We start from the raw sequence: 25,389 nt of genomic DNA, 5'->3' as shown, positions 1-25,389 counted from the left end.
CACCAGCCAAAGCAAGGAAAACCCTGACCATGAGCGATTTTTTGCCACTTGACATCGTTGTCCTCGCGGGCGGGATCTCGCACGAACGGGACATCTCACTGCGTTCGGGTCGCCGGGTCGCGGATGCACTGACGAGCCTGGGCCACACCGTCACCGTTCTGGACCCGCAGGCCGGCCTGCTCGCCGATCTGACCATGCGGAAACCCGATGTGATCTGGCCGGTTGTGCACGGAGCCACTGGTGAGGACGGGGCACTCCTGGCCCTGCTGGAGACCACCGGGATACCGCATGTTGGCTCGCTGGGTGGACCGGCCCGTCTGGCCTGGTCGAAGCCGATCGCCAAGGAGATCGTGCGCCGGGCCGGCTACGCCACCCCCGACGCAATCGCCCTGTCCTCCGAGACGTTCCGCGATCTCGGTGCCGCCAGCGTCCTCGAGTACCTTCTGACGGCCCTGCCCACGCCGCTCGTGGTGAAACCAGCCGAGGGCGGCTCGGCCCAGGGGGTCAACATCATCGACTCCCCCGCCGGACTGCCGCGTGCCATGGTGGACGCCTACACCTATGCCACGGTCGCCCTGGTGGAGGAGAAGGTCGAGGGTACCGAACTCGCGGTCACGGTCATCGACATCGGAGACGGCCCCGTTGCACTGCCCGCCGTGGAGATCGTGCCCATTGACGGCGTCTACAGCTTCGAAGCCCGCTACAACGCGGGAGAGACGCTGTTCTACACACCGGCCCGGATCCACGCGGAGCTTGCGGAGCTGGTGGCCGAAACCGCGGTCGCCATCCATGAACTGCTCGGCCTGCGCCACATCTCCCGCATCGACCTGATCGTGGACTCGGATGGCGTTCCCTGGTTCCTGGAAGCGAACGTGCTTCCGGGTCTGACCGAGACGTCCCTGGTACCCATGTGCATCGAGGCTTCCGGTCAGTCTCTCGGGGCCGTCTACGACGCCCTCGCCCGAGCCGCCATCGCCGGCTCGTAGTACGCGCCGTGGACCGTGTTTCACGTGAAACATGGTTCTGGCGCTACTGATGCCCGTCGGTGGACGAGCTCTTCGAGGGCGCGCCCCCCCCCTCACGCTGGTGGTTGTTGTCGAGCACCCACCCCGGCGCCCACACCGCCCACACCGCCCACACTGCCCGCCCTGCCGGAATGGGCGCCCTGCAATCCCTGTGTCTGCCCGACGAATGCCCGGACGCCGGCGCCGGGTGTGTGTGCGCGTCACCCTTTCCGCCAGTGTAGTGAAAGAGTCCGCGACCTCACTTCCAGGTGCTGCCGACGACGTCGCCGAAGTCTTCCTGCGTCGAGAAGCATTAATGGATCAACAATGCTCGCGAGGGACAGCCCCGGCCACACTCGCCACCGTCCGCTGACCGAGACCCTGTTCTGCGGAATTCAACGTTTCACGTGAAACGCCCACGACACCTGCACTCGCTGACCGCACCAGACACCAAGCAACCGAGTCTCCATGTACGACCGGCCCGAGGACATCCACGGGGCGAGCAGGCTCGGTGTGACTGACCCCTCCCCTACCCACCCCTGTGGCAGCGTTCCTCCTTCGCGAATTCGGCCGCCGTGACCCGAGCCGGTGGAATGAGACCCGACCACAGACGACCTAGTGTGCCTCCACGGAGTCGGCACACAGCGCCAAAGCGCGGTAGGACATTCTCACCGTTCCGCCGCACCGTGTGCCCAGGATCACTCGCGATACACACCGGAGACATTAATCAGGTCGGCGCAAGTGGCTGATCGAAATGCGACTGTGACAGACGCCAGCCAGGCCGTGGGCGGTTGCATCCGCTGACAATCCCCGATCTCACGAACACACTCAAATCGTTGGTCCACTGTCGAGACCGGAATGGGCACCAGCACAGGTGCGCGGAGGTGGCGACGCTGCGAAGCTGCACCAGTGTCGAGCTTTTTGGGGACGGGATCCGAACTCGAAGTGTGTTTCACGTGAAACATGACCGTGTCGAGACGGGACGGGACGGGGAGACGATACTTCTCGCCTACGCAGCGCGCTGTATCCCGTGCGCATGGAGGCCCACCCGGTCTGAACGTCATATCTGTGGGTCTTCCTGTCGGGATTCTTGAGCTCGACGCGGTTGGTTCCCGGCATTCTGGATCAGGGAAAAAAACGCGCTGCCGATACGGCCTTACGCGGGTCCTGGTGAGTTCGCGCAGCACTCGGTGCAGGCGCCTCTCCTTCGTGTTTCATAAACGGCGGGGCCAACCACACGAGCCGTGGGGAACAAGTCCTCGGTTGACGGGATCCCAGGGTGGCTTCACCGATGAACCTTACCCGCGAAACACTTATGATCCACCGAGTTGGTCCGCGTCATGCACGGTCACCTGGAAGGACCCGCGGTGCCCGACGCGTGACGACGTCGACCACCGAAACGGATCGACGCGAACCAATCTTGGGCACGGTGCACCACCGGGACGGGACGGTGGCCACGGTGGCCACGGTGGCCACGGTGGCCACGGTGGCCAAGCCTGTCACAACCTGTGAGCACTGGATCGCTGGACTCTCTGCAGGCAAGTCTCTTTCGGCGCAGGCCGGCTGCTCACTCGAAGTGAGCGCCATGAGTCGAACCGTGCATCCAGGGTGGGCTGATCGGTCTGCTTCTTGAGTGCACCGTTTCTGAAGCGCAGGATTTAGGCCCCATAGGGGCCGTGATGCGGATTTTTGTTTTGCCTCGGTCGTGCTTAGGTTGCTTCCTGGTGACGTCTAATGTGCAGTTGATGACCGATTTGATCGACCCGGAGACTCTGCTGGCGACGACCGCGGGTCGGTCTGACGATGTGCAGGCCGGCCTGAGCGGACGGTCCAGCGTACCTGGATGGACGTGCAGACGAGGTGTCGGGTGTCGGGTGTCGACAGGCTCCACCACCGGAAAGGGTGAAGGGGCAGACTCTGGACTGGCTTGAACACCGCGGCCGGGTTCGACGCGCGGGTGATGGCCGATGCTCATGTTTCACGTGAAACACGGTCGGCTCGGAGCGAGATGGGCAGGGCGGGTGTCGCCTCACTCGAACACAGGGTAATCGACCACCGGCTAGCCAGCCACCGGCTGGTCGCCCACCGAGCGGTCAAACAACGGGGCGCTCGTCACTGTGGGGTGAGGCTAGCTGGCTCCGAAACCGGGTTCACCGAGGACGTCGAGAATGCGATTGAGATCACCGATCGTGGCGAAATCAACTGTGATCTGGCCTTTTCGTGCGCCCAAGTGGATCTTAACGCGGGTGTCGAGTCGGTCACCGAGGCGTTCCGCGATCTCGTCGAGGTGTCCCTGACGACGTCCGCCCATGGGCTTGACAGAATCGACACGTGGCTGCATCGCGGCCGCAGCCTCCGCTGCCCGCACGGAAAGATCCTCGTTAACGATCTTGTCGGCCAGCTTGACCATGCCCGCCTGATCCCCGACGGAGAGGACCGCTCGCGCGTGCCCGGCAGACAGAACACCGGCGGCAACGCGCATCTGCACGGCCTCGGGAAGCTTCAGCAAACGGATGGTGTTGGTGATCTGAGGCCGCGACCGACCGATCTTCTGTGCCAGCTCTTCCTGGGTGATGCCGAAATCGGCCAGCAGTTGCTGGTAGGCGGAGGCCTCCTCAAGCGGGTTCAGCTGTGCGCGATGCAGGTTCTCCAGGAGCGCGTCACGCAGCATGTCGACATCCGCCGTCTCACGGATGATAGCCGGAATGGTGGTCAGCCCGGCCACCTTCGTCGCGCGAAGCCGACGCTCCCCCATCACCAATTCGTATTTGCCGGGCTGCTCCACAATGGAACGAACCACGATGGGCTGAAGCACGCCGACTTCCTGGATGCTGTGTACCAGCTCGGCCAGGTCGGCCTCATCGAAGGTGCTCCGCGGCTGGACGTGATTCGGCACGATGTCGCTGGGATTGAGGTGAGCGAGCCGCGCACCCGGAACCGGGAGGAGCCCCTCGGTCTCGTTCGGGCGCACCGCATTGGCGTACGGGAAGAATACATCGACTGGACGCGCCTGCGTCGGATCGTCCTGAATGGGGATAAGTGCACCGATCCCCCGGCCAAGCCCAGTCCGTTTAGCCATTAGAGTGCGACTCCTGTCTTGGGGGCGCCCCGATGGGCGATCTCTGCTGCTGCTTCGAGGTATGAGAGTGATCCGGCAGAGTTGAGGTCGTAACTGATAACGCTCTGACCGTAGCTCGGCGCCTCAGAGACACGCACGGAACGCGGTATAAGGGTGTTCAGAACCTGCTTGGGGAAGTGTTCACGCACATCCTGGGCCACGTGGTTCGCCAGGTTGGTGCGGCTGTCGTACATCGTGAGCAGAATCGTGGACACCCCGAGGTCCGGGTTCAGGTGCTTCTCGATCAATTCGATATTTTTGAGCAGCTGGCTGAGACCTTCGAGCGCGTAGTACTCACACTGAATCGGGATCAGCACCTCGCGGGCCGCGACGAAGGCGTTGATCGTCAAGAGTCCCAGAGACGGGGGGCAGTCGATGAAAACGTAATCGTAGGGGTCATCCATCGTTTTCAGGTGCGATTCGAGGGCACGGTTGAGACGCTGCTCACGGGCGACCAGGGAGACGAGCTCTATTTCTGCACCCGCGAGGTGGATGGTGGCCGGCACACAGAACAGCGAGCCGAACTCCGGGCTGGTCTGAACGACCGCAGCCATGTCCTCGTCGTTGACGATGACGTCGTAAACGCTGGGGGTCTCCGCGCGATGTTCGACGCCCAGGGCTGTGGACGCGTTGCCCTGGGGGTCCAAGTCGATCACCAGAACGCGCGCGCCCTGACGGGCCAGAGCCGCCGACAAGTTGACCGCGGTCGTGGTCTTGCCGACGCCACCCTTCTGGTTCGAGATGGTGATGACGCGCGTCTTCTCCGGCTTCGGCAGTCTCTCAGAGGCAATCCGCTGTCGGCGCCGCGTCAGGTCAGAAATCTCACGCGCAAGCGGGGTCGTATCGTCAAACACCGCGGCCGCTTTGCTTGATTGCTGGTCTTCGCCAGGTTGTTTCACGTGAAACCTTCGCGTTCGACGATTGATGAGCCACCCCCGCAGGGACTCCGGTTGTGCCTCAGCCCTGACAAGAGCAGACACCAGGGACTAATCCACTGTAGCCCTTATGACTCGGGTCACATCCTGCAGCACACCCTCGCCGAGAGTGATCACCTCGACATTGCTGAGCCGGAACTTACGGATGGCCTTCGCCGCGGCTTCGACCTCCGCCGCGGCGCCCGCGCCCTTCATCAGCACCAACTCGCCGCCGGGATTCAGAAGGGGGGCCGTGAGAGGAATCAGGGTGCGGAAGGCACTGACCGCACGGGCGGTCACCTGGTCAAGCCGCCCAGGCAGCCGAACGTCTTCCGCCCGAGCCCGGAGCACGGTCGCATTGGTCAGGCCGAGCGCGGTCACTTGGCCGGTCAACCACGCGACCCGGCGCTCCATGGGCTCGATGAGTACGAACGTCACATCCGGCCGGGCGATCGCCAGCACCAAGCCGGGTAACCCGGCCCCCGAACCGACATCGCCGACGAGACCGGGTCGAAGCAGCGGCGCCACGATCGCACAGTTGAGGATATGTCGACTCCACAGGCGTGGTACTTCCACCGGGCCGATCAGGCCGAGTTCCGCGCCCTGCGCAGCCAGGTGGGCCACGAAGGCGCGGGCAACCTCGATCTGGTCACCGAAGAGATCCGCGGCAACGGCCGGCTCCGCCTCAAGAGTGTGAGTCACGATATTTCGATGTACTACGCAGCGGAGATGACCGTGTGGCGGTCCCGGCCCTCGCCCATGGACTCAGAGACGAAACCCGCTTCCGACACCAGGTCATGCACGAGCTTGCGCTCGTAGGAAGACATCGGCGGCAGTGATGCCTCGGCGGCACCCGCCTGGATGCGTTCCACGGCGTGGGACACCAGCGAAGCCAATTCGGCCTGCCGGGCATCGCGCGAGCCGCCGATATCCAGGATCAATCGCGAGAAAGCTCCGGTCTTGTTCTGCACGGCCAGTCGCGTCAACTCCTGCAGGGCATTGACGGTTTCCGGCTTGGAGAGCAGACGCAGGTTCGCGACATCCGCGGAATTGACGGACAGGTATGCCCGCCCATTCCGCGCGTCAATGTCGATGTCCCCGTCGAGGTCGCAGATATCGAGGAATTCCTCGATATAGTCCGCGGCGATATCCCCCTCCTGCTCGAGCTGGCCGAGCGTGGGGGAATCGTCCGCCGGTCCAGGTGCGGCGATAACGTCAGTGTTCTCAGTCACGTTGGGTCTCTTCTTATTTTTTTGGGCCGGATTGCTTCTTGGCACGATTCTTTGCGACCGGCTGCTGACGCTGAGGCTTCTTGGGTTCTTCGACCACAATGACGTCACCATCCGTGGCGATGAGTTTACCCTTTCGGGCCAGTCGCTCTTCGCGCGCCTTAGCGGCCTCACTGCCGGGCGTGGGCATATTCCGGATGACCAGGAACTGCTGGATCATTGTCCAGATGTTCGAGGTGAGCCAGTAGAACATGACGCCGAGGGGGAAGGCGACACCGGAGAAGGCAAAGACAAGGGGAAGCAGGTAGAGCATGATGCGCTGCTGCTTGAACATGGGGCTTGCCTTGGTCTCCGGCGACATATTCTTGGAGACGATCTGTAGCTGGGTGATGAACTGCGAGGCGGTCATCAGGACCACCATGATGGCCGCGATCCACATGACGACCGCATTGAAGTCCTGACCAGCTACCATTTTCGTCCACTGAGACGCGAACGAGTCATGCAGCGGCGCGTCGCCGAAGAGGGTGGCGTTTCCAAAACTCTTCGCGAGATCATCGTTGAGCGGGCCGACCCCAGCCTGACTGCGTTGCGCGTCATTCAATACTGAGAACAGGGCGAAGAAGATCGGCATCTGTAGCAACAGAGGCAGGCAGGAGCTCAGCGGGTTGGTGCCTGTGCGCTTGTAGAGCTCCATGGTCTCACGGGACATGGCCTCGCGCGAAAATTGGTCTTTCTTGCCCTTGTACTTGTCCTGGATCTTCTTGAGTTGCGGCGCGACCTCTAGCATCTTGCGCTGGCTCTTGATCTGCCGAACGAAGATGGGAATCAGGGCGGCCCTGACAACGATCACGAGACCAACGATCGAGAGCACCCATGTGAGGCCGTCGTCGTAGTTCATCCCCATGACGGAGAAGAGGGAGTGGAATGCGACGAGCAGAGCCTCGACGACCCATTTCAGCGGCCAGAGAATCGTACCTAGGAGGTCCATCTTTGCGTCAGCCCTTTCCGTGGCTCGCTGCGATAACAAAACCAAACGACGTCACGATGAAGCGACGCTTCCGACTGAGGGGAACGTCATCGATCCCGCCTTCGGCCCACGGATGGCATCGGCCCAGCCGCAGTGCGGCTCGGGCTGATCCCATGACGAGTCCGTATTCCTGAACGGCGCCGAGTGCATACGCCGAACAGGAGGGGTAGTACCGGCAAACATCGCCGTAGAGCGGGGAAATCACGGCTCTGTACGCACGCAGTACGAGAACCCCCGCGTTGCGTGGGAGGAGTACGAGCGTCATTAAGAACCTGTTCATCAGTCAGCGATCCGATCGGATCGCTGCCGGGGCCTTACCGGCGACGGATGTGACCGCGGTGCGCTGATACTTCTCCAGGGCCACGGATAGTTCCGCATGCAGGGACGACCACGGCGCATCCGCTGCCGACGGCAGAGCGCGGATGACAACATCCGTGCCGGGCCGCGTAGAGAGCAGCACGGCGTAGCTCGCCGCCTTCAAACGACGTCGGACTTGATTGCGCCGCACGGCGTCACCCACGTTTTTCGCCACAATGAAACCAAACCGTGCCGGAGCCCCGTCGGGATTCCGGCGCAGATACGTCACCAGGTGCGGGCCGACGATGCGCACACCCCTGCGCACGACCGACTTGTAGTCGTCACCGGCGGTGATGCGATTGGCCCCCGCGAGCACGAGAGTGCTTAAGCGGAGAGTTCGATGCGACCCTTGCGACGGCGAGCACCCAGAATCGCGCGGCCGGCACGGGTCTTCATGCGAAGGCGGAAGCCGTGCACCTTGGCGCGACGGCGATTGTTCGGCTGAAACGTTCTCTTGCTCATTGTCTTGTCTCCACGTGTTAAATCTCCGTAGGCCAAACTGAGCGGCCGGGAAAGAGTGAGGTAGCCCTCGGGCTGGGGTCAACTGATTAAAACTACGGCTTTGGCCGGTGATGGTCAAACTCGACCTCCCGAAATCATCGGTTGTACACACAATTGCGCCCATTTCGAGCATCGACACGCGCACGAAATACGAACGAATTTGGCCGGACTGGCGGTGATTGACTACCGTGAGGACAAGTTATCCACAGGTTTTCAACAAACCCTGTGAATTGGGGCTTATTTGCCCACAGGCGGTGGATAACCTTGTGGATGCTTTGGCTGGATTATGCGTTCAGAGACGAGCCCAGTCCTCGATCTCCGTCGTTGTAGAAGGCAACAATGAGAGAAAAGCGGAGAAAACCATGGCCACCGAAGAACAGCCCATCACGGAGACCTGGCGGTCTGTCCTGACCAGCCTGGAATCCGACGACAGCATCACGCCGATGCTGTACGGCTTTCTCAACCTGGTCGAACCCAAGGGTATCGCCGCCGGCACGTTCTACCTTGAGGTGCCCAACGAATTCACGGCCAGCATGCTCAATCAACGCATGCGGGTGCCGCTCCTGACGGCGATGGGCCACCTGGATGAGGCGTCCGCGGTGTCCACTTTTTATGTGGTCGTCAATCCCGAGCTGGAAAAGGAATCCATCCGGCCGGTGCACGAATCAAGTTCTCCGCCCGATGTGGAAACCCCAGCCGCACCGCAATCGGTATTCGAGAGCAGTTCACCCGAGCGGCCCCATGACACCCGGTTGAACTCGAAGTACAGCTTCGACAACTTCGTGATCGGCCAGTCCAACCGCTTCGCACACGCCGCGGCGGTAGCGGTAGCGGAGGCGCCGGCGAAGGCCTACAACCCCCTTTTCGTCTATGGGTCGTCCGGCCTCGGCAAAACCCACCTCCTGCACGCAATCGGCCACTACGCGATGAGCCTGTACCCCGGCATCCGGGTGCGTTATGTCAGCTCCGAGGAATTCACCAACGACTTCATCAACTCGATCGCCAACAACCGTGGTTCCGCGTTCCAGTCGCGTTACCGCAACATCGACATCCTGATGATCGACGACATCCAATTTTTGCAGGGTAAGGCGGAAACGCAGGAAGCCTTCTTCCACACCTTCAACACCCTGCACGATCACAACAAGCAGGTGGTGATCACGAGCGACCTCCCGCCCAAGCACCTCACCGGTTTTGAGGACCGAATGCGGTCACGCTTTGAGTGGGGCCTGATCACGGATGTCCAGGCCCCCGACCTGGAAACGCGCATCGCGATCCTACGCAAGAAGGCACAGAGCGAGAAACTCCAGGTCCCGCACGACATTCTCGAGTTCATGGCCTCAAAGGTCTCCTCGAACATCCGTGAACTCGAGGGAACCCTGATCCGGGTAACGGCCTTCGCGAGCCTCAACCGCACCCCGGTCGACATGGACCTGGTGCAGACGGTGTTGAAGGACCTGATCACCCTCGATGAGGACAACGTGATCGCGCCCGTCGATATCATCACCAACACCGCCGACTACTTCAAGCTCTCCGTCGATGACCTCTACGGGTCATCCCGGTCGCAGGCGATCGCCACGGCGCGCCAGATCGCGATGTACCTCTGCCGTGAGCTGACCAACCTCTCCCTGCCCAAGATCGGCCAATTATTCGGCAACCGCGACCACACCACGGTGATGTACGCGAATAAGAAGATCAGCGAGCTGATGAAGGAACGCCGGTCGATCTACAACCAGGTGACCGAGCTCACGAACCGCATCAAGCAAAACCACCGTTACAAATAGCGGTATTTCTTCAGTTTTCACACCTGTGGATAACCCTGTGGAAATTGTTCACACAACTGGGCACAACCTGTAGAAACTCAGCACGTGGTTGTGCAAACTCCCCTTCATGCCAAACAGGCACGACACCGAAGTGTGCTGGGCACTCACAGGCTGCCAACAAGTTACAAGTTTGTAGTTCCCAGTCGGCAGACGGCATCCCACGAGTTATCCACAGTTTCCACACCGGTTAAGAAGATTAACAATTAACTTCTATTTCTCTCCATCCAACAACCTTGAGTGCTCGGCGGTTGCAAAAATTTGCTCCGTGAAACACGGCTACCATTGAGGCCGTATCCAGGTCTCTAACCGAACAGGAGTGACTTCGTGAGATTTCAGGCCAACCGGGACGTCTTCAGTGAAGCCGTCTCTTTCGCTGTCAAGCTCCTTCCCCAGCGCACGACGCTGCCGATTTTGAGCGGTGTGCTGATCGAGGCGACGGCAACCGGGCTGATCCTCTCCTCGTTCGACTACGAGGTCTCCGCGCAAACCGAAATCGCCGCCGACGTCGAAGAAGTCGGCAAAGTTCTCGTCTCCGGACGACTCCTCGCCGACATCGCCAGCCGGATGCCCAACGCACCGGTGCGGTTCTCGACCAACGAATCCCGGATCACGGTCAGTTGTGGCAGTGCAAGCTTCACGTTGCTCTCCATGCCGGTTGAGGAATACCCGAGCATTCCGCAGGTCAGCGCGCAGTCCGGCCTCGTGCCCGCCGAAGAGTTCTCGGCCGCTGTCGCCCAGGTGGCTGTGGCCGCCTCCCGTGACGATGTCACCCCCGTGATCACCGGTGTACAGCTGCAAATCACGGAAAACAGCCTCAGCCTCGTGGCCACGGACCGGTACCGCGTTGCCGTGCGCGAGATCGACTGGGATAAAGGCAGCACCACGACCACCGACACGGTCACGGCCCTCGTTCCGGCCCGCACCCTGCAGGAGGTCGGCAAGACGTTCGGTCACAGCGGCACGATTTCCATCGCGATCACCCACACCGACGACCGAGAGCTCATCGCGTTCACCGCCGATAAGAAAACCGTCACCTCCCTTTTGATCAAGGGAAACTATCCACCCGTGCGGCGCCTGTTCCCCGATAACGTGGACAACTACGCGGTGATGAATACGGCGGACCTGATCGAGGCGACTCGTCGAGTGCAGCTCGTCCTCGAGCGCGAGGCAGCACTGCGGTTCACCTTCACCGCCGACGGTCTCACCCTCGAGGCGGTTGGATCCGAGCAGGCCCAGGCATCGGAGACGATCGACGCGATCCTGTCCGGAACGGACACGGTCGTTTCGTTGAAACCCCAGTTTTTGCTGGACGGGCTGGGCGCGGTGCACTCTGAATTTGTGCGAATCTCCTTCACGAAGACCGAGAATCCCAACAAGCCGGGCCCGGTTCTGATCACCAGCCAGACCTCTCGGGATCAGCCGGGCGCCGACAGCTACAAGTATCTGCTCCAGCCCAACCTACTGTTGCGCTAGAACAATCTCGGAAGGAACAGCCATGCACATCGGCATCATCGGCCTGGGAAAAATGGGCGCGAATATGCGCGACCGTCTGCGGGCCAATGGCGTCGAGGTCACTGGTTTCGACCGGAACCCCGAGATCTCGGACGTTGCCGGCATCGCCGAGCTGATTGCCGGTCTGCCGGCTCCGCGGCTTGTTTGGGTAATGGTCCCGGCCGGTGCCGCGACGGATGCCGTGATCGCCGAATTGGCCACTGAGCTGTGTGCCGGCGACCTCGTCATCGACGGCGGAAACTCGCGCTTCACCGATGACTTCGCCCATGCCGCTCTACTGGCGGCGTCGGGCGTGCATTACGTCGACGCCGGAGTGTCCGGGGGCGTGTGGGGCCTGACCAACGGATTCGGGCTGATGGTCGGTGGCGCCGCCGAACAGGTGGAGCGCGCCATGCCCGTCTTTGACGCCCTGCGCCCCGAGGGTCCACGGGACGAGAGTTTCGTGCATGCCGGCGCGGTCGGCGCCGGGCATTACGCGAAGATGGTGCACAACGGAATCGAATATGCCCTCATGCAGTCATACGCCGAGGGCTATGAACTGCTGGAGAAGCGTAGCGACCTGATCACCGACGTTCCCGGCGTGTTCAAGGCCTGGCAGCGCGGCACCGTGGTGCGGTCCTGGCTGCTTGAACTTCTCGTGCGAGCTTTGGACGACGACCCGGAACTTCAGAACATCGAGGGTTTCGTCGAGGACTCCGGTGAGGGCCGCTGGACCATCGAAGAGGCCATCAATAACGCGGTTCCCGTACCGACGATCAGCGCGGCCATTTTCGCGCGGTTCGTGTCCCGGCAGGACGACTCCCCCGCGATGAAGGCGGTCGCGGCCCTGCGCAATCAGTTCGGCGGCCACGCCGTCAAAACGGCCGACTGACCCGAGTGCGGGTCCAACACCTTTCGCTGACCGACTTTCGTAACTATGCGCAGGTCGAGGTGCCGTTCGCGCCGGGACCCAATCTGCTCGTGGGCCGGAATGGGCAGGGAAAGACCAATCTCGTCGAGGCCCTGGGATTTCTCAGTACCCTCAGTTCGCACCGGGTCTCCAACACCTCCGCCATGATCAGGGCCGGTCGCGACGCGGGCATCATCCGGGCCAAGCTCGAGTTCAACGGCCGCGAGATCCTGACCGAGGTGCAGATCAACCGCTCGGGCCTGAACCGGGCCCAGGTCAACCGGTCGGTGATCAAGACTCGAGAACTCCCACGTTTTTTCTCCAGCGTGCTCTTCGCCCCTGAAGATCTGGCACTGGTTCGGGGTGACCCGTCCGGACGCCGACGATTCCTCGACCAATTGCTTGTGCTTCGCACCCCCCGGCTCAGCGGGGTTCTGGCCGACTACGACCGGGTGCTGCGCCAGCGGAATACGCTGCTGAAGTCGGCGCGGGCCTCGGGCGTGCGCACAACCCAGCTTGGAACACTCGAAATCTGGGACGATCGCCTCGTTGCTCTCGGCTCCGAAATCATCGATGAGCGGGCCGAACTCGTTCGCCTGCTCGGGCCACCTCTGGGCGCCGCGTACCGGGCGGTCGCGGGGGAAGACCATGGGCCGATGCTGGTTCCCTCGCTCAGCATCCTGGGTGCAGACGAGGATGCAGCGATGGAAGCGATGGCCTCGACGGGCTCGGTTCCCCCCGGTTCGGTTTCGTCAGGATCGACCACCGGGGACTCGTTTCGCACGGCACTGGCCGCCCTTCGTCGCAAGGAGCTCGACCGGGGTATGACCCTGGTTGGACCGCATCGGGACGACCTGGTCTTCGTGCTCAATGCACTGCCCGCCAAGGGCTATGCCAGCCATGGTGAGTCGTGGTCGTTCGCCCTCGCCCTGAAGCTCGCCTCGGCGGAGCTGCTGCGCCGGGATTCCACGATGGGCGACCCGGTCCTGATCCTGGACGACGTCTTCGCCGAACTGGATCTGAGCCGCCGGAAACGTCTGGCCGCCGCCGTCACCGGTTTCGAACAGGTCCTGATCACCGCGGCGGTGCTCGAAGACGTGCCGGAAGAACTCACCGCGCACACCATCCACATCCATGCCGGGGCGGTCGTCGATGGCTGAGCCGAGCGAGGCCTCCCGGGTCTACCTGCGCTTCAAGGACGTATTCGGTGACCCAAACGCCAAGCGCAACCGCGCCCGACGGCGCCCTGGAACCGAAATCGGCTCGAGCGTTCCGTTTGGCGCGGGCCGGGATCCTCGGGGACTGAGCGATACGATCAACTTGCTGACTCTGCAGCTGGGCTGGAATTCACCACTGGCCCAATCGGAGCTGCTTGTCTCCTGGACCCTGCTGGCCGGCGAGGAGACGTCGAAACACTCGACCCCGGTTGGAATCGACGAGGGCGTTCTGACGGTGCAGTGTGAGTCGACGGCCTGGGCGACGCAGCTGCGCATGATGCGGGTGGAGATCATGACGCATATCGCCGTGAAGTATCCGGACGCAGGCATCGAGTCGATCCGTTTTCAAGGGCCTAACGCCCCCTCCTGGAAAAAGGGTCCCAGATCAATTCCAGGGCGCGGTCCACGCGATACCTACGGGTAGCTGTCCAAAACAGGTCAACCCGGTGCATTAAACGCCGCAGATGCCCGATTTGGCCCGCAGTGCTTGGCACGTTTGGTAGGCTAAAGGGTCGCCCGCGCGACGGTCAGGAGCCCCATTACAGATGTCAGTTGACCCACAGATCGAGCCGGAGCACGGATACGGCGCAGACGATATCCAAGTTCTCGAGGGGCTTGAAGCCGTTCGTAAACGACCCGGAATGTATATCGGGTCCACCGGACCTCGCGGCCTGCACCACCTCGTCTACGAGATCGTGGACAACTCCGTCGACGAGGCCCTCGCTGGTCATTGCGACACCATCGACATTAAGATCCTGGCGGATGGCGCGGTTCGCGTTGCCGACAACGGCCGCGGAATCCCGGTCGACATTCACAAGGCGGAGGGCCGATCGACCGTCGAGGTCGTGCTCACCGTTCTGCACGCCGGAGGCAAGTTCGGCGGCGGAGGGTACTCGGTGTCCGGCGGTCTGCACGGCGTGGGCAGCTCGGTTGTCAACGCGCTGTCCAGCCGCCTCGAGGTGGAGGTACGCCGCCAGGGTCACGTCTGGCGCCAGAGCTTCCACGACGGCGTGCCCAACGCTCCACTCACCATGGACGAGCCGTCGGAGGCAACCGGCACCACCATCACGTTCTGGCCGAGTTCGGAGACCTTTGAGACCACGGTTTTCGACTTTGAGACCCTGCGGGCCCGCTTCCAGCAGATGGGCTTCCTGAATAAGGGACTCAGCCTCACGCTCACCGACGAGCGGCCGGAGAACCTCGACGACGAGGGCACGCCGGTCACCAAGACCTTCCTGTACGAGAACGGCCTTGTCGACTACGTCGAATACCTTAACCGGGCCAAGAAAGCCGACCTGGTCAACGACGAGATCATCTCGTTCGAGTGGGAAGATCACGAACGCAAGATGGCGCTTGAAGTGGCCATGCAGTGGACGACCGCGTACACCGAGAGCGTGCACACCTACGCGAACACGATCAACACCCACGAGGGCGGTACCCACGAGGAGGGCTTCCGCGCCGCGCTCACCACCCTCGTCAACAAATACGCCCGGGAAAAGGGCATCCTCAAGGAAAAAGACGACAACCTCACCGGTGACGACGTGCGCGAGGGCCTGACCGCCGTGGTCTCGATCAAGCTCGCCGAACCGCAGTTCGAGGGACAGACGAAGACCAAGCTGGGCAACACCGAGGCGAAGTCCTTCGTGCAGAAGGTCGCCAACGACCAGCTGTCCGACTGGTTCAACCGCAACCCCAACCCGGCGCGGGAAATCATCCGCAAGGCGCTTCAAGCATCGAACGCACGGATGGCCGCCCGTAAAGCGCGAGAGACCGCCCGGCGCAAGGGCCTCCTCGAGGGTGGCGGCATGCCCGGCAAGCTCAAGGATTGCCAGAGCAAGGACCCATCGCTTTCTGAGATCTTCATCGTGGAGGGTGACTCGGCCGGCGGATCCGCCGTGCAGGGCCGCAACCCCGAGTTCCAGGCGATTCTTCCGCTGCGGGGCAAGATCCTGAACGTGGAGAAGGCCCGGCTCGACCGTGCCCTCGGCAACGCCGAGGTTCAGGCCATGATCACGGCCTTCGGCGCCGGCATGGGTGAAGAATTCAACCCCGACAAGGTGCGGTACCACAAGATCGTTTTGATGGCCGACGCCGACGTTGACGGCCAGCACATCACGACCCTGCTGCTCACATTGCTCTTCCGGTATATGCGGCCCCTTATCGATCTCGGATATGTCTACCTGGCCCAGCCGCCGTTGTACCGCCTCAAATGGGCGAACTCGGCACACGAGTACGTCTACTCCGACCGAGAGCGCGACGCGCTCCTCGAAGACGGCGCCGCGGCCGGCAAGCGCATTCCGAAGGACAACGGGATCCAGCGCTACAAGGGTCTGGGCGAGATGGACTACAAGGAGCTGTGGGAAACCACGATGGCACCCGAGTCCCGCACTCTGCTGCAGGTCACCCTCGACGATGCTGCCGCCGCCGACGAAATCTTCTCCACCCTGATGGGCGAGGACGTCGAGTCCCGCCGTAACTTCATCCAGAAAAACGCGAAGGACGTGCGTTTCCTTGACATCTGACCACTCCAACACCGGCGGCATCTCGGGCGAGGGCCCCGACGGGACCGACACGGACGCCGCGTCCCTGGCGGCAGACACCGCGGCCAAGGCTGCGCACCTCGTGCAGCACGGCAAGATCGATCAGGTCGACCTGCAGCTGGAAATGCAACGCTCCTACCTCGACTACGCGATGAGCGTCATCGTCGGACGCGCGCTGCCCGACGTGCGCGACGGCATGAAGCCCGTGCACCGTCGCGTCATCTACGCCATGTTCGACGGCGGCTACCGTCCGGACAAGGCGTTCTCCAAGTGTGCCCGCGTGGTGGGCGACGTGATGGGGCAGTTTCACCCCCACGGTGACTCTTCGATCTACGACGCGCTCGTGCGCCTCGTGCAGCCTTGGAGTCTTCGTTATCCGCTGGCTCTCGGGCAGGGCAACTTCGGCTCCCCCGGCAACGACGGCGCCGCAGCCCCACGGTACACCGAGACGAAGATGGCCCCGCTCGCACTCGAAATGGTGCGCGACATCGACGAGGACACCGTCGACTTCCAGGACAACTACGACGGCCGCACACTCGAGCCCACCGTGCTGCCTTCCCGCTTCCCGAACCTGCTGGTCAACGGCTCGGTCGGCATCGCCGTGGGTATGGCCACGAATATCCCGCCGCACAACCTGCGCGAGGTGGCGGCCGGCGCCCTGTGGTACCTGCAGAACCCCGATGCGACCCGCGACGAACTGCTCGAAGCGCTGATCCAGCGCATCAAGGGCCCCGACTTCCCCACCGGCGCTCAGATCCTTGGCATCAAGGGCATCCAGGATGCCTATCGCACCGGCCGTGGTTCCATCACCATGCGTGCCGTGGTGAGCATCGAGGAGCTCCAGGGTCGCACCTGTCTGGTGATCACCGAGCTGCCGTACCAGGTCAACCCGGACAACCTCGCGATCAAGATCGCCGATCTGGTGAAGGACGGCAAGATCGGCGGCATCGCCGACATCCGTGACGAGACCAGTGGCCGCACGGGTCAGCGCCTTGTGATCGTTCTCAAGCGCGACGCGGTGGCGAAGGTCGTGCTGAACAACCTCTACAAGCACACCCAGCTGCAGGAGAACTTCGGCGCGAACATGTTGGCCATCGTCGACGGGGTGCCGCGCACCCTGTCCCTCGACGGCTTCATTTCCGCATGGGTCGCGCACCAGGTCGAGGTCATCGTGCGGCGCACCCAGTTCCGCCTGAAGAAAGCCGAAGCGGATGCGCACATCCTGCGCGGCTATCTCAAGGCCCTCGACGCCCTCGACGAGGTGATCGCACTCATCCGTCGCTCCCCCACCGTCGACGACGCTCGTACCGGCCTGATGGACCTGCTCGACGTGGACAAGCTCCAGGCCGATGCGATCCTGACCATGCAGCTGCGACGCCTGGCTGCTCTGGAACGACAGAAGATCATCGATCAGGCTGCCGAATTGGAACTGCAGATCGTGGAGTTCCAGTCGATCTTGGCCAGCCCGGAGCGTCAGCGCACCATCATCAGCGATGAGCTCACCGAGATCACCGACAAATTCGGTGACGACCGGCGCACCGAGATCATGTTCGGCTTCGACGGTGATATGTCGATCGAGGACCTCATCCCCGAAGAGGAGATGGTGGTCACGGTTACCCGCGGCGGCTATATCAAGCGCACGCGCAGTGACAATTACCGCAATCAGCACCGCGGCGGCAAGGGTGTCAAGGGAGCCCAGCTGCGGGCGGACGACGTGGTCGAGCACTTCTTCGTCACCACCACGCACCACTGGCTGCTGTTCTTCACGAACACCGGGCGCGTCTACCGGGCCAAGGCCTACGAAGCGCAGGAATCCGGCCGGGACGCGAAGGGCCAGCACGTCGCCAACCTGCTCGCGCTGCAGCCGGGTGAGGAGATCGCGCAGATCCTGGACATTCGCGACTACGGCGTGGCCCAGTACCTGACGCTTGCGACCCGCGACGGCCTGATCAAGAAGACCGAGCTGAGCGAATACGACACGAACCGCACGGGCGGCATCATCGCGATCAAGCTGCGCGAGGGCGACGAACTCGTCTCGGCCCTGCTGGTCGAAAATGACTCCGACCTGCTGCTCGTCTCCAAAAAGGGAATGTCGATCCGGTTCACGGCGTCGGATGAGGCGTTGCGCCCGATGGGACGCAGCACCTCCGGTGTCATCGGAATGCACTTCCGCGGCGAGGACAGCCTGCTGGACGCATCCGTGGTCTCGGACGACGGCTATGTGTTCGTCGTGACCGAGGGCGGCTACGCCAAACGCACCGCGGCCGACCAGTACCGCCTCCAAAACCGAGGCGGCCTGGGCATCAAGGTGGCCAAGCTCAACGACGACCGTGGCGACCTGGTGGGTTCACTGATCGTCGACGAGGAAGACGAGGTGCTCGTGGTACTTGCCAGCGGCAAGGTGGTACGCTCTGACGTCTCCGAAGTCCCGGCCAAGGGACGGGACACGATGGGCGTTGTTTTCGCTAAGTTTGCGGATGAAGACAGAATCATCGCCATAGCGAAAAACACCGAGCGCAATCTGGTGGCCGAGATCCTTGCGGCCGAGCCGGAAAACGCCTTGGGAGAGGAAGAACCTGTAAATGAGTAGCGTCGCTGAAAAGCTCGCCAAGAAATCCAGCCACAAGCCGGCCGCGACCAAGCAGGTGCGGCTCAAGCTCGTCTACGTGGATTTCTGGTCGGCCGTCAAACTGTCTTTCCTGATCGCTCTGTGCCTGGGCATCGTCACGATCGTGGCCACGTTCCTGATCTTCACAATCTTGAACGGAACGGGCATCTTCGGCAAGGTCGACGACCTGTACACCGATATCGCCGGCGCTTCGTCCGATCTGGCCAGCATTCTGTCCATCGGGAACGTTATGGGCTTCGCCTTCGTCGTGGCCATCTTGAACACGGTCGTTATCACCGCGCTGGGAGCCGTCTACGCGGTTCTGTACAACCTGAGCGTGAAGATCACCGGCGGTTTGCTCGTCGGATTCACCAACAACTAGTCGTCGGATGTTGCCGGTCGGGTCGCTTTGCGGCTCGATTGGGAGAATCCCGCTGCATCGGGTAGTCTCAAACCTGCCCATTGGGGGGATATAGCTCAGTTGGTTAGAGCGCTTCGCTGATAACGAAGAGGTCCCAGGTTCAAATCCCGGTATCCCCACGCACGAACAGTTTCGACACTGCGGCATACAATCCCCGTGATCATGCGGGGCCATAGCTCAATTGGTAGAGCGCCTGCTTTGCAAGCAGGAGGTCCGGGGTTCGATTCCCCGTGGCTCCACAACAGAAGAACGCCCGGCCCCTTTTTTGAGGGGCCGGGCGTTCCTCATTTATGGACCCTCAGTCGCCTTCGCACCGCTTCAGCCTGCGATTTGGTACGGTGAGGCGCATGTCAGCCAACAACCGCCCAGCACTAGCGGCCGCAATGCCACCCTCCCGGCCCCCGGCCGACAGGCTCGCGATCACGGCCCTCTGGATGGGCATTGTGGCCTTCGTCGCCTGCTGGCTCCCGGTCCTCGGGCTATTGCTCGCCAGCGTAGGGATTGTGCTCGGCATTATCGCGCTGCGGCGCTCGAATCGCCGGGAGCTGGCGCAGATCGGGCTGATCCTCTCGATCGTCGCCGCGCTCTTCAATGTGGTCATCGACGTGATTGTCGTCGTGTCGCTTTTGACGCAGCTCGAAGAACTCGACGGTGCCTCGACGATTTTTATCGGCTGACCCGGTAACCCGAAAGAAAAAGGGGAGGGCCCGCATCCACTGGATGCGGGCCCTCCCCGGGTGTTGCAGTGGTGAGGTCTAGTCTTCGACTGACGTGGCGACGGCGGGCTCATCTTCTGCGACCCACAGCTCGTCGTCGGCGCGGAAGGTCTGCCAGACGGCGTAGGCGACGCCGGCGGCGGCGGCCAGGGCAACCCCGAGTGCGATGTAGGTGCCGGCGCCAGGACCCTTGTTCTCCAGCACGACAGGCTTCTGAAACCGCACGCGGTTCAGTGCCGCACGAACGCGGGCGTCGCGGGCGACGTCTCCGACGCTCATCACCGAGCCGATGGCCGTGCCGATTCCGCTGCCGATTCCGGGCAACACCCGGTCGATGACCTGATGGCGCACGCCTTCAGCGAGATCCTGAGTGGCCTGCACTCCAGGGCGCAAAAGGTGCTCGTAGCTTTCACGCACGCGGGGAGCAACTTCTTCACGGGTGAGGATGCCGGCCTGGCGGCTGGCCTCCCGTGCAATGGCGTTGGCACGCTCGAGCACTTCCTGCTGGTTGTTCCATAATTCGTCTGCGCTCTTACGCAGCCGAGTAAGTTCCTTGCGGCGCTTGCGTGACAGGCTCATCTGGACCCTCCATCGATGTCATGTGGCGAACACTGTCCATCTTGCCACGCAATCGTCTGGGAGGGCTCTGGGTAGAGCCGGTGTCGATCGGAATCCACCAATCCGGCTGTGCAAGAATTGGCTTCATGTCTAAGCACACTGCCGTCGCAACGCTCAATACCACCCTCGGACCGATCAAGGTCAACCTCTTCGGCAATCACGCGCCGAAGACCGTCAAGAACTTCGTCGGTCTCGCAACCGGCGAGATCGAGTGGAAGCACCCCGCCACCGGTCAAACCTCCAACGCACCTCTCTACGACGGTACGGTCTTCCACCGCATCATCAAGGACTTCATGATCCAGGCCGGTGACCCGCTCGGCCAGGGCACCGGCGGACCGGGCTACCAGTTCGACGATGAAATCAACCCGGACCTCGACTTCACCCAGCCGTACGTGCTCGCCATGGCGAACGCCGGTATCCAGGGCGGACGCGGAACCAACGGCTCGCAGTTCTTCATCACCGTCGTTCCGACGACCTGGCTGCAGGGCAAGCACACCATCTTCGGTGCCGTCGAAGACGAGGACTCCCGTGCAATCGTCGCCAAGCTCGCGACCGTGCCCACCGACGGCCGCGACCGTCCGCAGACCGATGTCGTCATCGAGAGCGTCACCGTCGAGCAGGTCTAGGCTCCGCCTACGATGACAGGCCTGCCCGGAACCGCCGCTAACTTCTGCTACCGGCATCCGGGCAGGCAGAGTTACATCCTTTGCCAGCGCTGCGGCCGCACAATTTGCCCCGACTGCCAAACTCAGGGCGCCGTCGGCGTCATCTGCCCCGAGTGCATGAACGAGCAGCGCAGGAATGCCCCGCGCACCAAGCCGGCCATCCTGACCCGGCTGAAGAGCACCTCGCACCCGGTGACCACAGTGATCATCGGCGTCACACTGGCGGTATACCTACTGCAGTTCATTCTGGGTAATGGTTTCACCAGCCTTCTCTGGTACGCGGGCGTCTACTCCTCCCCCGGGAACTTCGAGCCGTGGCGCATATTGACGAGCGTGCTCGTGCACGGCTCCATCTTCCACGTACTGCTGAACATGTACACGCTCTGGATCTTCGGTCAGATCCTTGAGGGAATGCTCGGTCGTGGCCGTTTCCTCGCCCTGTACGTGCTGAGCGGCCTCGCCGGATCCCTGGGCGTCCTGTTCCTGTCCGACCCCCGGATTCCCGTTGTCGGCGCCTCCGGCGCCATCTTCGGCCTGATGGGCGCGTTCCTGATCATCCAGCGGCGCCTGGGCGGCAACGCGACCCAGCTTTTGATCCTGGTCGGCATCAACTTGGTGATCGGATTCCTACCGGGGCTGAATGTGGCCTGGCAGGCGCACGTGGGCGGTCTGATCGCTGGGGCGGTGGTCGGGCTGATCTTCGTGCAGACCCGCCGCATCAAGCAGCAGCGGCTGCAGACCGTGCTGATAGCGGCTTTCGGGGCGTTGCTGGTGGTGCTCAGCGGCGCGATGTTCCTGACCTAACTCGCCGAGTGAGCCCCGATTGCCCTGGGCAGTGCGGGTTCGCGGAGGGTGGCCGAGGAGGGTGTTCCCGATGTAGACGCGTCGACGGAGATTTTGCGCTAGCGGCCCGTTTGGGCTGAGGAACGGGTGTCAACCCGTGTCCTTCCGGGAGCGACACAACCAAACGATGAGGACTCAAACCCCTAGGGCGTGGCTTCGGCCGCCTGATCACGCAGATAGCCGGCGAATCCTTCTGGAGTGCGCCCGGCGAGGCGACCGGAGGTAAGCACGGGGATCAGTTCGGTGCGAATCTCGCTCACCCTGAGACTGCGCAGGGCGGAGACCAGCCGCACGTCCTCATGCCCGTCGACGCACGCGAATTCTCCGGCGTGCAGGTACCGGTCGGCGCGCACTCCGAGGTTCGCACCGTGAACATAGGTGTGACCCTCGACCAGGCGGTGCTGGGCGTCCCACCTCTCCCTGCTTCCGTCGGACAACCCGTCGTCGGGAATCACGGTTCCCAGGACGAGATCGATGGAGTTGCGGGCGAATGCGAGCTGAACGGTCAGCCAGTTCGGCGGCACAGCGGAGTCGGCATCCGTCGTCGCGATCCACGTGGCCGAGGTGAACTGGTCAGAGGTCGGCACAAGGTGCCGCACCCCGGCGCGGCGGGCAACGCCGACAGCGCCACCGTTCGTCTCGATGCTCGCGAATATCGGCCACTCCGAGGCGACGTCGGCTGTACCATCACTGCACCGGTCGAGCACGACCACGACGTCGATGACCGGCGGAGCCTGACCGGCCACCCCGCCGACCTCTTCGACAGCCACGGCCAACGCCGCCAGGCATCTCGGCAGGAGCTCCTCCTCATTGCGGGCCGGTACCACGACGATGATTCTGTCGATCGCTCCGCGGCCGCTCACGGAACCAGACCCTCGCGTTGTGCTACCGAGCGCGCCGGCGCGGCTTCGAACACCTCGAGCAGGAAGTCGCGTTCCCGGTGCTCCACCGTGCGCTCGAACCCGGCCAGCCTGCCGAGTTCTGCGTGCACCTGGTCGCCGGTCAGTGGATACTCCGGCACCGGATGCCGCCAGTGGCAGGCCACGAGCACACCACCGGCAGCAAGGCTGTCGCGGCATCGCCCGAGAACCGCTCGCAATTCCTCCGCCGAGAAGTAGTATCCGACCTCGGAGAACACGATGAGATCGAAGGTGCCCTCCGGCCACTCGGTCGGCAGGGTGCGCCGTGCGAAAGTGACGCCGGAGCGTGACCTCAGCCGGGCGCGGGCGACCTGGAGCGGCTGCTCGGCGATGTCGACCGCGGCGACAGTGTCGCACCGGTCGGCAAGACCAGCCGTCAGCATGCCGATCGAGCAGCCCAGTTCCAGCGCCGCTCGGAAGCGTTTCCGAGGCAGCGCCGACAGGGTCAGTGACCGCTTGCGCTCCTCGTACCAGCGAGTTTCGAAACCCCACGGGTCACGGTTCCCGGCGTAGAACTCCTCAAAGAAGTTCCCGGCCAGACTCGCTCTATTCCCCGACTCTTTCTCAGTTTCGATCTCGACGAAAATCTCATAGGCGCGTTCGAAGTGCGCACCGAATTCCGCCTGGATGATCGCTTCGTCGCCGGGCAGCTCGGACAGCGGCTGCACCTGACTGGTGTGCAAGGCCATTGCCCTAGATTTGCGTCGACGGTCTTCGGGCGCCAGGTCGAGGGTCCGCAGCACGCCATCCGACCAGATCGGGTCCCCCGGGGTGGACCAGTGCCAGGCCCAAATCGGATATTCGAAGAGGCTGACACCTCGGCTGCGGGCCGCGCGGAGGGCGGCCTCGGCCGCCGCCGCATGGTCAGGATGGCCGTCCAGGCTCCAGGGGGCGACCAACCAGGTTCCCGGCCCGCCAGCCCCGAGCTCGGCGGAAATCGCCCGGGACACCTCCTCCGGGCGCTCGGCGAGGGATCCATCGGGGAGCTTGACCAGGCGCACCAGGGCCGTGGGCGCCAGGGCGGTGACGGCAGCCGTCACCTCAACCCGGCGCAATGCCGCAAGCCGCCCGGGGTCGTGCGTACGCGACCGGGGATGGGAGGCCTCACCATTGGTGAGCACCACAACCGTCACCGGAACTCCGGCCCGCCCGGCCCGGGCGATCAGCCCGCCGGCACCGAGCGTTTCGTCGTCGGGATGCGACGCGACCACGACGAGTCGACGCAATTCGTCGATGCGCAGTGCCTGCACGCCGGCCGCATCACCATGTACCGCCGTCCACACGGTTTCGGCCGTGCCGGCATCCGTGTGACTGAAGCTCACCACGGGGATACCCCGGCGTCCCGTAGTCGGCGGCCGAGCGCCGCGTCGTCCCGTTCGGCGTGGTGCTGGCGAACGTAGAGCTGCAGATCGGCGATGCGCCCAGCGTGCCGAGCGTCGAAGGCGAGCGGCGCGGGGCCGAGCGCGTGGCCCGTGCGGGCGATCACCTCGTCGACTGTACGCGCGACCTGGCCGCGCACCCGAGCTGCCAGGAGTGCACCCTGGTCACCGACGGCGTCCCCGGCGTCGATCGCCGCCGCGGCGGCAGCCAGGGTGGTCCCGGCGGCGGTCAGCGCGAGGTCGAGGGCGCCCAGGTACGCGAGCGCGATCTGATCGGGCTCTCGCTCCAGTACGGACTCCCAGACCCGCCTGGCTAGACCCACGGCGCCACCCCACCAGCAGGCCGCGACGCCGATCCCACCCCAGGCGAAGCCCGGTCTGCGGAGGTACCAGCCGTCGTCGCCGACCGGCCGAGCCATAGTGCCCCGGAACTCGACCGGGCCGCTCGGCACGGCGGGGAGCCCTCGGCTCACCCAGGCGTCCGTGCGGACGGTGATTCCGGGGTCGGCCAGGTCGACCACGAACAGCCGCCGGGTGGTGGCCGCGGTATTCGCCGTGACCAGGGCGTGGCTGAGCGAGCCGGCGAGCGAGCACCAGGGTTTCGTGCCGTCGAGACGCCACCGTGCGCCGCCGACCGGTCTCGCCTCGACACGAGACCCCGCGGCCTCGGCGGCGAAGACGCCCCAGCTCGGCTCCGGGCTGCCCCCTGCGACGAGCCCGGCCGGATCCAGGGCGGCCTGGTCGAGGATGGCTAGGGCGTCCAGATGCGCCTCGGCCACCCGCGCGGCCGTGAGGTCCGCGGCGGCCAGGGACGCCAGGGTTTCAAGCAGGCGTAGCGTCTGCCCTGAACCTGGTCGGGGAACGGAGCCGCCGAGCGCGCGGGCCAGTTCCAGGGCCCGCCCCGCGTCTCCGTTCACGGCGAAGGCAGCCGTTGCGGCGTCGCGCAGGCTGGACTCCGCCGTGCGTTCCCCGGGCACGGTCAGCCAGGCCGGGCCCGGACTTTCGATCCTCGTCAAACCGACCTCCTGGTTTGGTACCGACCACACCAGGGTCGGTGTGCAGGGGCGTGAAGCAGGAGCCGCAGCTTCCGA

24 protein-coding genes and 2 tRNA genes are annotated in these 25,389 nt (G+C 63.5%); 14 read left to right on the top strand and 12 right to left on the bottom strand.

Features of this window, described 5'->3' with window-relative positions:
• Positions 1-29 precede the first annotated feature (29 nt).
• A complete protein-coding gene (locus tag E3O62_RS11195; RefSeq protein WP_134398549.1) occupies positions 30-986 on the top strand; it encodes an ATP-grasp domain-containing protein in 957 nt (318 codons plus the stop codon).
• A gap of 2,146 nt (positions 987-3,132) precedes the next feature.
• Here E3O62_RS11195 and E3O62_RS11185 read toward each other — a convergent pair.
• From E3O62_RS11185 to rpmH, 8 genes are all read right to left on the bottom strand, one after another.
• Positions 3,133-4,083, bottom strand: coding sequence for a ParB/RepB/Spo0J family partition protein (locus E3O62_RS11185; protein ID WP_134398548.1), 951 nt, complete (start codon positions 4,081-4,083; stop codon positions 3,133-3,135).
• A complete protein-coding gene (locus E3O62_RS11180; RefSeq protein WP_134394368.1) occupies positions 4,083-4,976 on the bottom strand; it encodes a ParA family protein in 894 nt (297 codons plus the stop codon). The genes E3O62_RS11185 and E3O62_RS11180 overlap by 1 nt, the downstream gene beginning before the upstream one ends.
• A 132-nt stretch (positions 4,977-5,108) precedes the next feature.
• A complete protein-coding gene (gene rsmG, locus E3O62_RS11175; protein WP_134398547.1) occupies positions 5,109-5,741 on the bottom strand; it encodes a 16S rRNA (guanine(527)-N(7))-methyltransferase RsmG in 633 nt (210 codons plus the stop codon).
• A gap of 11 nt (positions 5,742-5,752) precedes the next feature.
• A complete protein-coding gene (locus E3O62_RS11170) occupies positions 5,753-6,268 on the bottom strand; it encodes a protein jag (RefSeq protein WP_370448917.1) in 516 nt (171 codons plus the stop codon).
• Between the two features lie 13 nt (positions 6,269-6,281).
• A complete protein-coding gene (yidC, locus tag E3O62_RS11165) occupies positions 6,282-7,253 on the bottom strand; it encodes a membrane protein insertase YidC (protein ID WP_104100649.1) in 972 nt (323 codons plus the stop codon).
• A gap of 7 nt (positions 7,254-7,260) precedes the next feature.
• Entirely contained in the window at positions 7,261-7,557 is a 297-nt protein-coding gene (gene yidD / locus E3O62_RS11160; RefSeq protein ID WP_370448916.1) for a membrane protein insertion efficiency factor YidD, read from the bottom strand.
• 18 nt (positions 7,558-7,575) lie between these two features.
• Positions 7,576-7,965 carry a ribonuclease P protein component gene (rnpA, locus tag E3O62_RS11155; RefSeq protein ID WP_134398544.1) on the bottom strand — a complete coding sequence of 130 codons (390 nt, stop codon included), beginning with the start codon at positions 7,963-7,965 and terminating at the stop codon, positions 7,576-7,578.
• An 8-nt stretch (positions 7,966-7,973) separates the two neighbouring features.
• A complete protein-coding gene (gene rpmH / locus E3O62_RS11150) occupies positions 7,974-8,111 on the bottom strand; it encodes a 50S ribosomal protein L34 (RefSeq protein WP_104100646.1) in 138 nt (45 codons plus the stop codon).
• Between the two features lie 401 nt (positions 8,112-8,512).
• Between rpmH and dnaA the strand changes: the two genes are divergently transcribed.
• The 11 genes from dnaA (at position 8,513) to E3O62_RS11095 (ending at position 19,834) form a co-directional block, all read left to right on the top strand.
• Positions 8,513-9,931 carry a chromosomal replication initiator protein DnaA gene (dnaA, locus tag E3O62_RS11145; protein ID WP_104100645.1) on the top strand — a complete coding sequence of 473 codons (1,419 nt, stop codon included), beginning with the start codon at positions 8,513-8,515 and terminating at the stop codon, positions 9,929-9,931.
• Between the two features lie 363 nt (positions 9,932-10,294).
• Complete coding sequence (gene dnaN, locus E3O62_RS11140; protein WP_134394362.1) at positions 10,295-11,443, top strand: DNA polymerase III subunit beta; 1,149 nt, start codon at positions 10,295-10,297, stop codon at positions 11,441-11,443.
• A gap of 22 nt (positions 11,444-11,465) precedes the next feature.
• The gene (gene gnd / locus E3O62_RS11135; RefSeq protein ID WP_134398543.1) at positions 11,466-12,353 is read left to right on the top strand and encodes a phosphogluconate dehydrogenase (NAD(+)-dependent, decarboxylating); all 888 of its coding nucleotides are present in this window, start codon (positions 11,466-11,468) and stop codon (positions 12,351-12,353) included.
• A gap of 5 nt (positions 12,354-12,358) precedes the next feature.
• Entirely contained in the window at positions 12,359-13,531 is a 1,173-nt protein-coding gene (gene recF, locus E3O62_RS11130) for a DNA replication/repair protein RecF (protein WP_134398542.1), read from the top strand.
• Entirely contained in the window at positions 13,524-14,012 is a 489-nt protein-coding gene (locus tag E3O62_RS11125) for a DUF721 domain-containing protein (RefSeq protein ID WP_241973444.1), read from the top strand. Before recF ends, E3O62_RS11125 begins: the two co-directional genes overlap by 8 nt.
• Positions 14,013-14,133: 121 nt before the next feature.
• The gene (gyrB, locus tag E3O62_RS11120; RefSeq protein WP_134394358.1) at positions 14,134-16,110 is read left to right on the top strand and encodes a DNA topoisomerase (ATP-hydrolyzing) subunit B; all 1,977 of its coding nucleotides are present in this window, start codon (positions 14,134-14,136) and stop codon (positions 16,108-16,110) included.
• A 64-nt stretch (positions 16,111-16,174) separates the two neighbouring features.
• On the top strand, positions 16,175-18,718 hold the full coding sequence (gene gyrA / locus E3O62_RS11115) for a DNA gyrase subunit A (protein WP_241973445.1): 2,544 nt from the start codon (positions 16,175-16,177) through the stop codon (positions 18,716-18,718).
• A complete protein-coding gene (locus E3O62_RS11110; RefSeq protein ID WP_134394356.1) occupies positions 18,711-19,118 on the top strand; it encodes a DUF3566 domain-containing protein in 408 nt (135 codons plus the stop codon). The genes gyrA and E3O62_RS11110 overlap by 8 nt, the downstream gene beginning before the upstream one ends.
• An 84-nt stretch (positions 19,119-19,202) precedes the next feature.
• Positions 19,203-19,276, top strand: a tRNA-Ile gene (locus E3O62_RS11105).
• Between the two features lie 47 nt (positions 19,277-19,323).
• A tRNA-Ala gene (locus E3O62_RS11100) sits at positions 19,324-19,396 on the top strand.
• 108 nt (positions 19,397-19,504) lie between these two features.
• Positions 19,505-19,834, top strand: a complete 330-nt coding sequence (locus E3O62_RS11095) for a hypothetical protein (RefSeq protein WP_134398540.1) — start codon at positions 19,505-19,507, stop codon at positions 19,832-19,834.
• A gap of 78 nt (positions 19,835-19,912) precedes the next feature.
• Here E3O62_RS11095 and E3O62_RS11090 read toward each other — a convergent pair whose 3' ends face one another.
• Positions 19,913-20,452: a hypothetical protein gene (locus E3O62_RS11090; protein WP_134394354.1), complete on the bottom strand. Its 540-nt coding sequence runs from the start codon at positions 20,450-20,452 to the stop codon at positions 19,913-19,915.
• A gap of 125 nt (positions 20,453-20,577) precedes the next feature.
• Here E3O62_RS11090 and E3O62_RS11085 point away from each other — a divergent pair, with 125 nt between their 5' ends.
• On the top strand, positions 20,578-21,117 hold the full coding sequence (locus tag E3O62_RS11085; RefSeq protein ID WP_134398539.1) for a peptidylprolyl isomerase: 540 nt from the start codon (positions 20,578-20,580) through the stop codon (positions 21,115-21,117).
• A 156-nt stretch (positions 21,118-21,273) separates the two neighbouring features.
• A complete protein-coding gene (locus E3O62_RS11080; RefSeq protein WP_241973443.1) occupies positions 21,274-21,960 on the top strand; it encodes a rhomboid family intramembrane serine protease in 687 nt (228 codons plus the stop codon).
• A gap of 182 nt (positions 21,961-22,142) precedes the next feature.
• Here E3O62_RS11080 and E3O62_RS11075 read toward each other — a convergent pair whose 3' ends face one another.
• Genes E3O62_RS11075 through E3O62_RS11065 form a run of 3 tightly spaced genes read right to left on the bottom strand, consistent with a single transcriptional unit; the run spans position 22,143 to position 25,314 of the window.
• Positions 22,143-22,862: a glycosyltransferase family A protein gene (locus E3O62_RS11075; RefSeq protein WP_134398537.1), complete on the bottom strand. Its 720-nt coding sequence runs from the start codon at positions 22,860-22,862 to the stop codon at positions 22,143-22,145.
• A complete protein-coding gene (locus E3O62_RS11070) occupies positions 22,859-24,244 on the bottom strand; it encodes a bifunctional PIG-L family deacetylase/class I SAM-dependent methyltransferase (protein WP_134398536.1) in 1,386 nt (461 codons plus the stop codon). Before E3O62_RS11070 ends, E3O62_RS11075 begins: the two co-directional genes overlap by 4 nt.
• Positions 24,238-25,314 carry an acyl-CoA dehydrogenase gene (locus E3O62_RS11065; RefSeq protein ID WP_134398535.1) on the bottom strand — a complete coding sequence of 359 codons (1,077 nt, stop codon included), beginning with the start codon at positions 25,312-25,314 and terminating at the stop codon, positions 24,238-24,240. The genes E3O62_RS11070 and E3O62_RS11065 overlap by 7 nt, the downstream gene beginning before the upstream one ends.
• Positions 25,315-25,389 lie beyond the last annotated feature (75 nt).

The sequence above is a fragment of the Cryobacterium sp. TMT2-15-1 genome, from assembly GCF_004402345.1.
Lineage (GTDB): Bacteria > Actinomycetota > Actinomycetes > Actinomycetales > Microbacteriaceae > Cryobacterium > Cryobacterium sandaracinum.
This window is presented reverse-complemented; position numbering and strand designations above follow the sequence as displayed.

Coding starts and splice junctions, on each gene's coding strand:
- E3O62_RS11195 (WP_134398549.1), top strand. CDS start 30: ATGAGCGATTTTTTGCCACTTGACATCGTTGTCCTCGCGGGCGGGATC.
- E3O62_RS11185 (WP_134398548.1), bottom strand. CDS start 4,083: ATGGCTAAACGGACTGGGCTTGGCCGGGGGATCGGTGCACTTATCCCC.
- yidC (WP_104100649.1), bottom strand. CDS start 7,253: ATGGACCTCCTAGGTACGATTCTCTGGCCGCTGAAATGGGTCGTCGAG.
- yidD (WP_370448916.1), bottom strand. CDS start 7,557: ATGACGCTCGTACTCCTCCCACGCAACGCGGGGGTTCTCGTACTGCGT.
- rpmH (WP_104100646.1), bottom strand. CDS start 8,111: ATGAGCAAGAGAACGTTTCAGCCGAACAATCGCCGTCGCGCCAAGGTG.
- dnaA (WP_104100645.1), top strand. CDS start 8,513: ATGGCCACCGAAGAACAGCCCATCACGGAGACCTGGCGGTCTGTCCTG.
- gnd (WP_134398543.1), top strand. CDS start 11,466: ATGCACATCGGCATCATCGGCCTGGGAAAAATGGGCGCGAATATGCGC.
- E3O62_RS11125 (WP_241973444.1), top strand. CDS start 13,524: ATGGCTGAGCCGAGCGAGGCCTCCCGGGTCTACCTGCGCTTCAAGGAC.
- gyrB (WP_134394358.1), top strand. CDS start 14,134: ATGTCAGTTGACCCACAGATCGAGCCGGAGCACGGATACGGCGCAGAC.
- E3O62_RS11110 (WP_134394356.1), top strand. CDS start 18,711: ATGAGTAGCGTCGCTGAAAAGCTCGCCAAGAAATCCAGCCACAAGCCG.
- E3O62_RS11095 (WP_134398540.1), top strand. CDS start 19,505: ATGTCAGCCAACAACCGCCCAGCACTAGCGGCCGCAATGCCACCCTCC.
- E3O62_RS11090 (WP_134394354.1), bottom strand. CDS start 20,452: ATGAGCCTGTCACGCAAGCGCCGCAAGGAACTTACTCGGCTGCGTAAG.
- E3O62_RS11085 (WP_134398539.1), top strand. CDS start 20,578: ATGTCTAAGCACACTGCCGTCGCAACGCTCAATACCACCCTCGGACCG.
- E3O62_RS11080 (WP_241973443.1), top strand. CDS start 21,274: ATGAACGAGCAGCGCAGGAATGCCCCGCGCACCAAGCCGGCCATCCTG.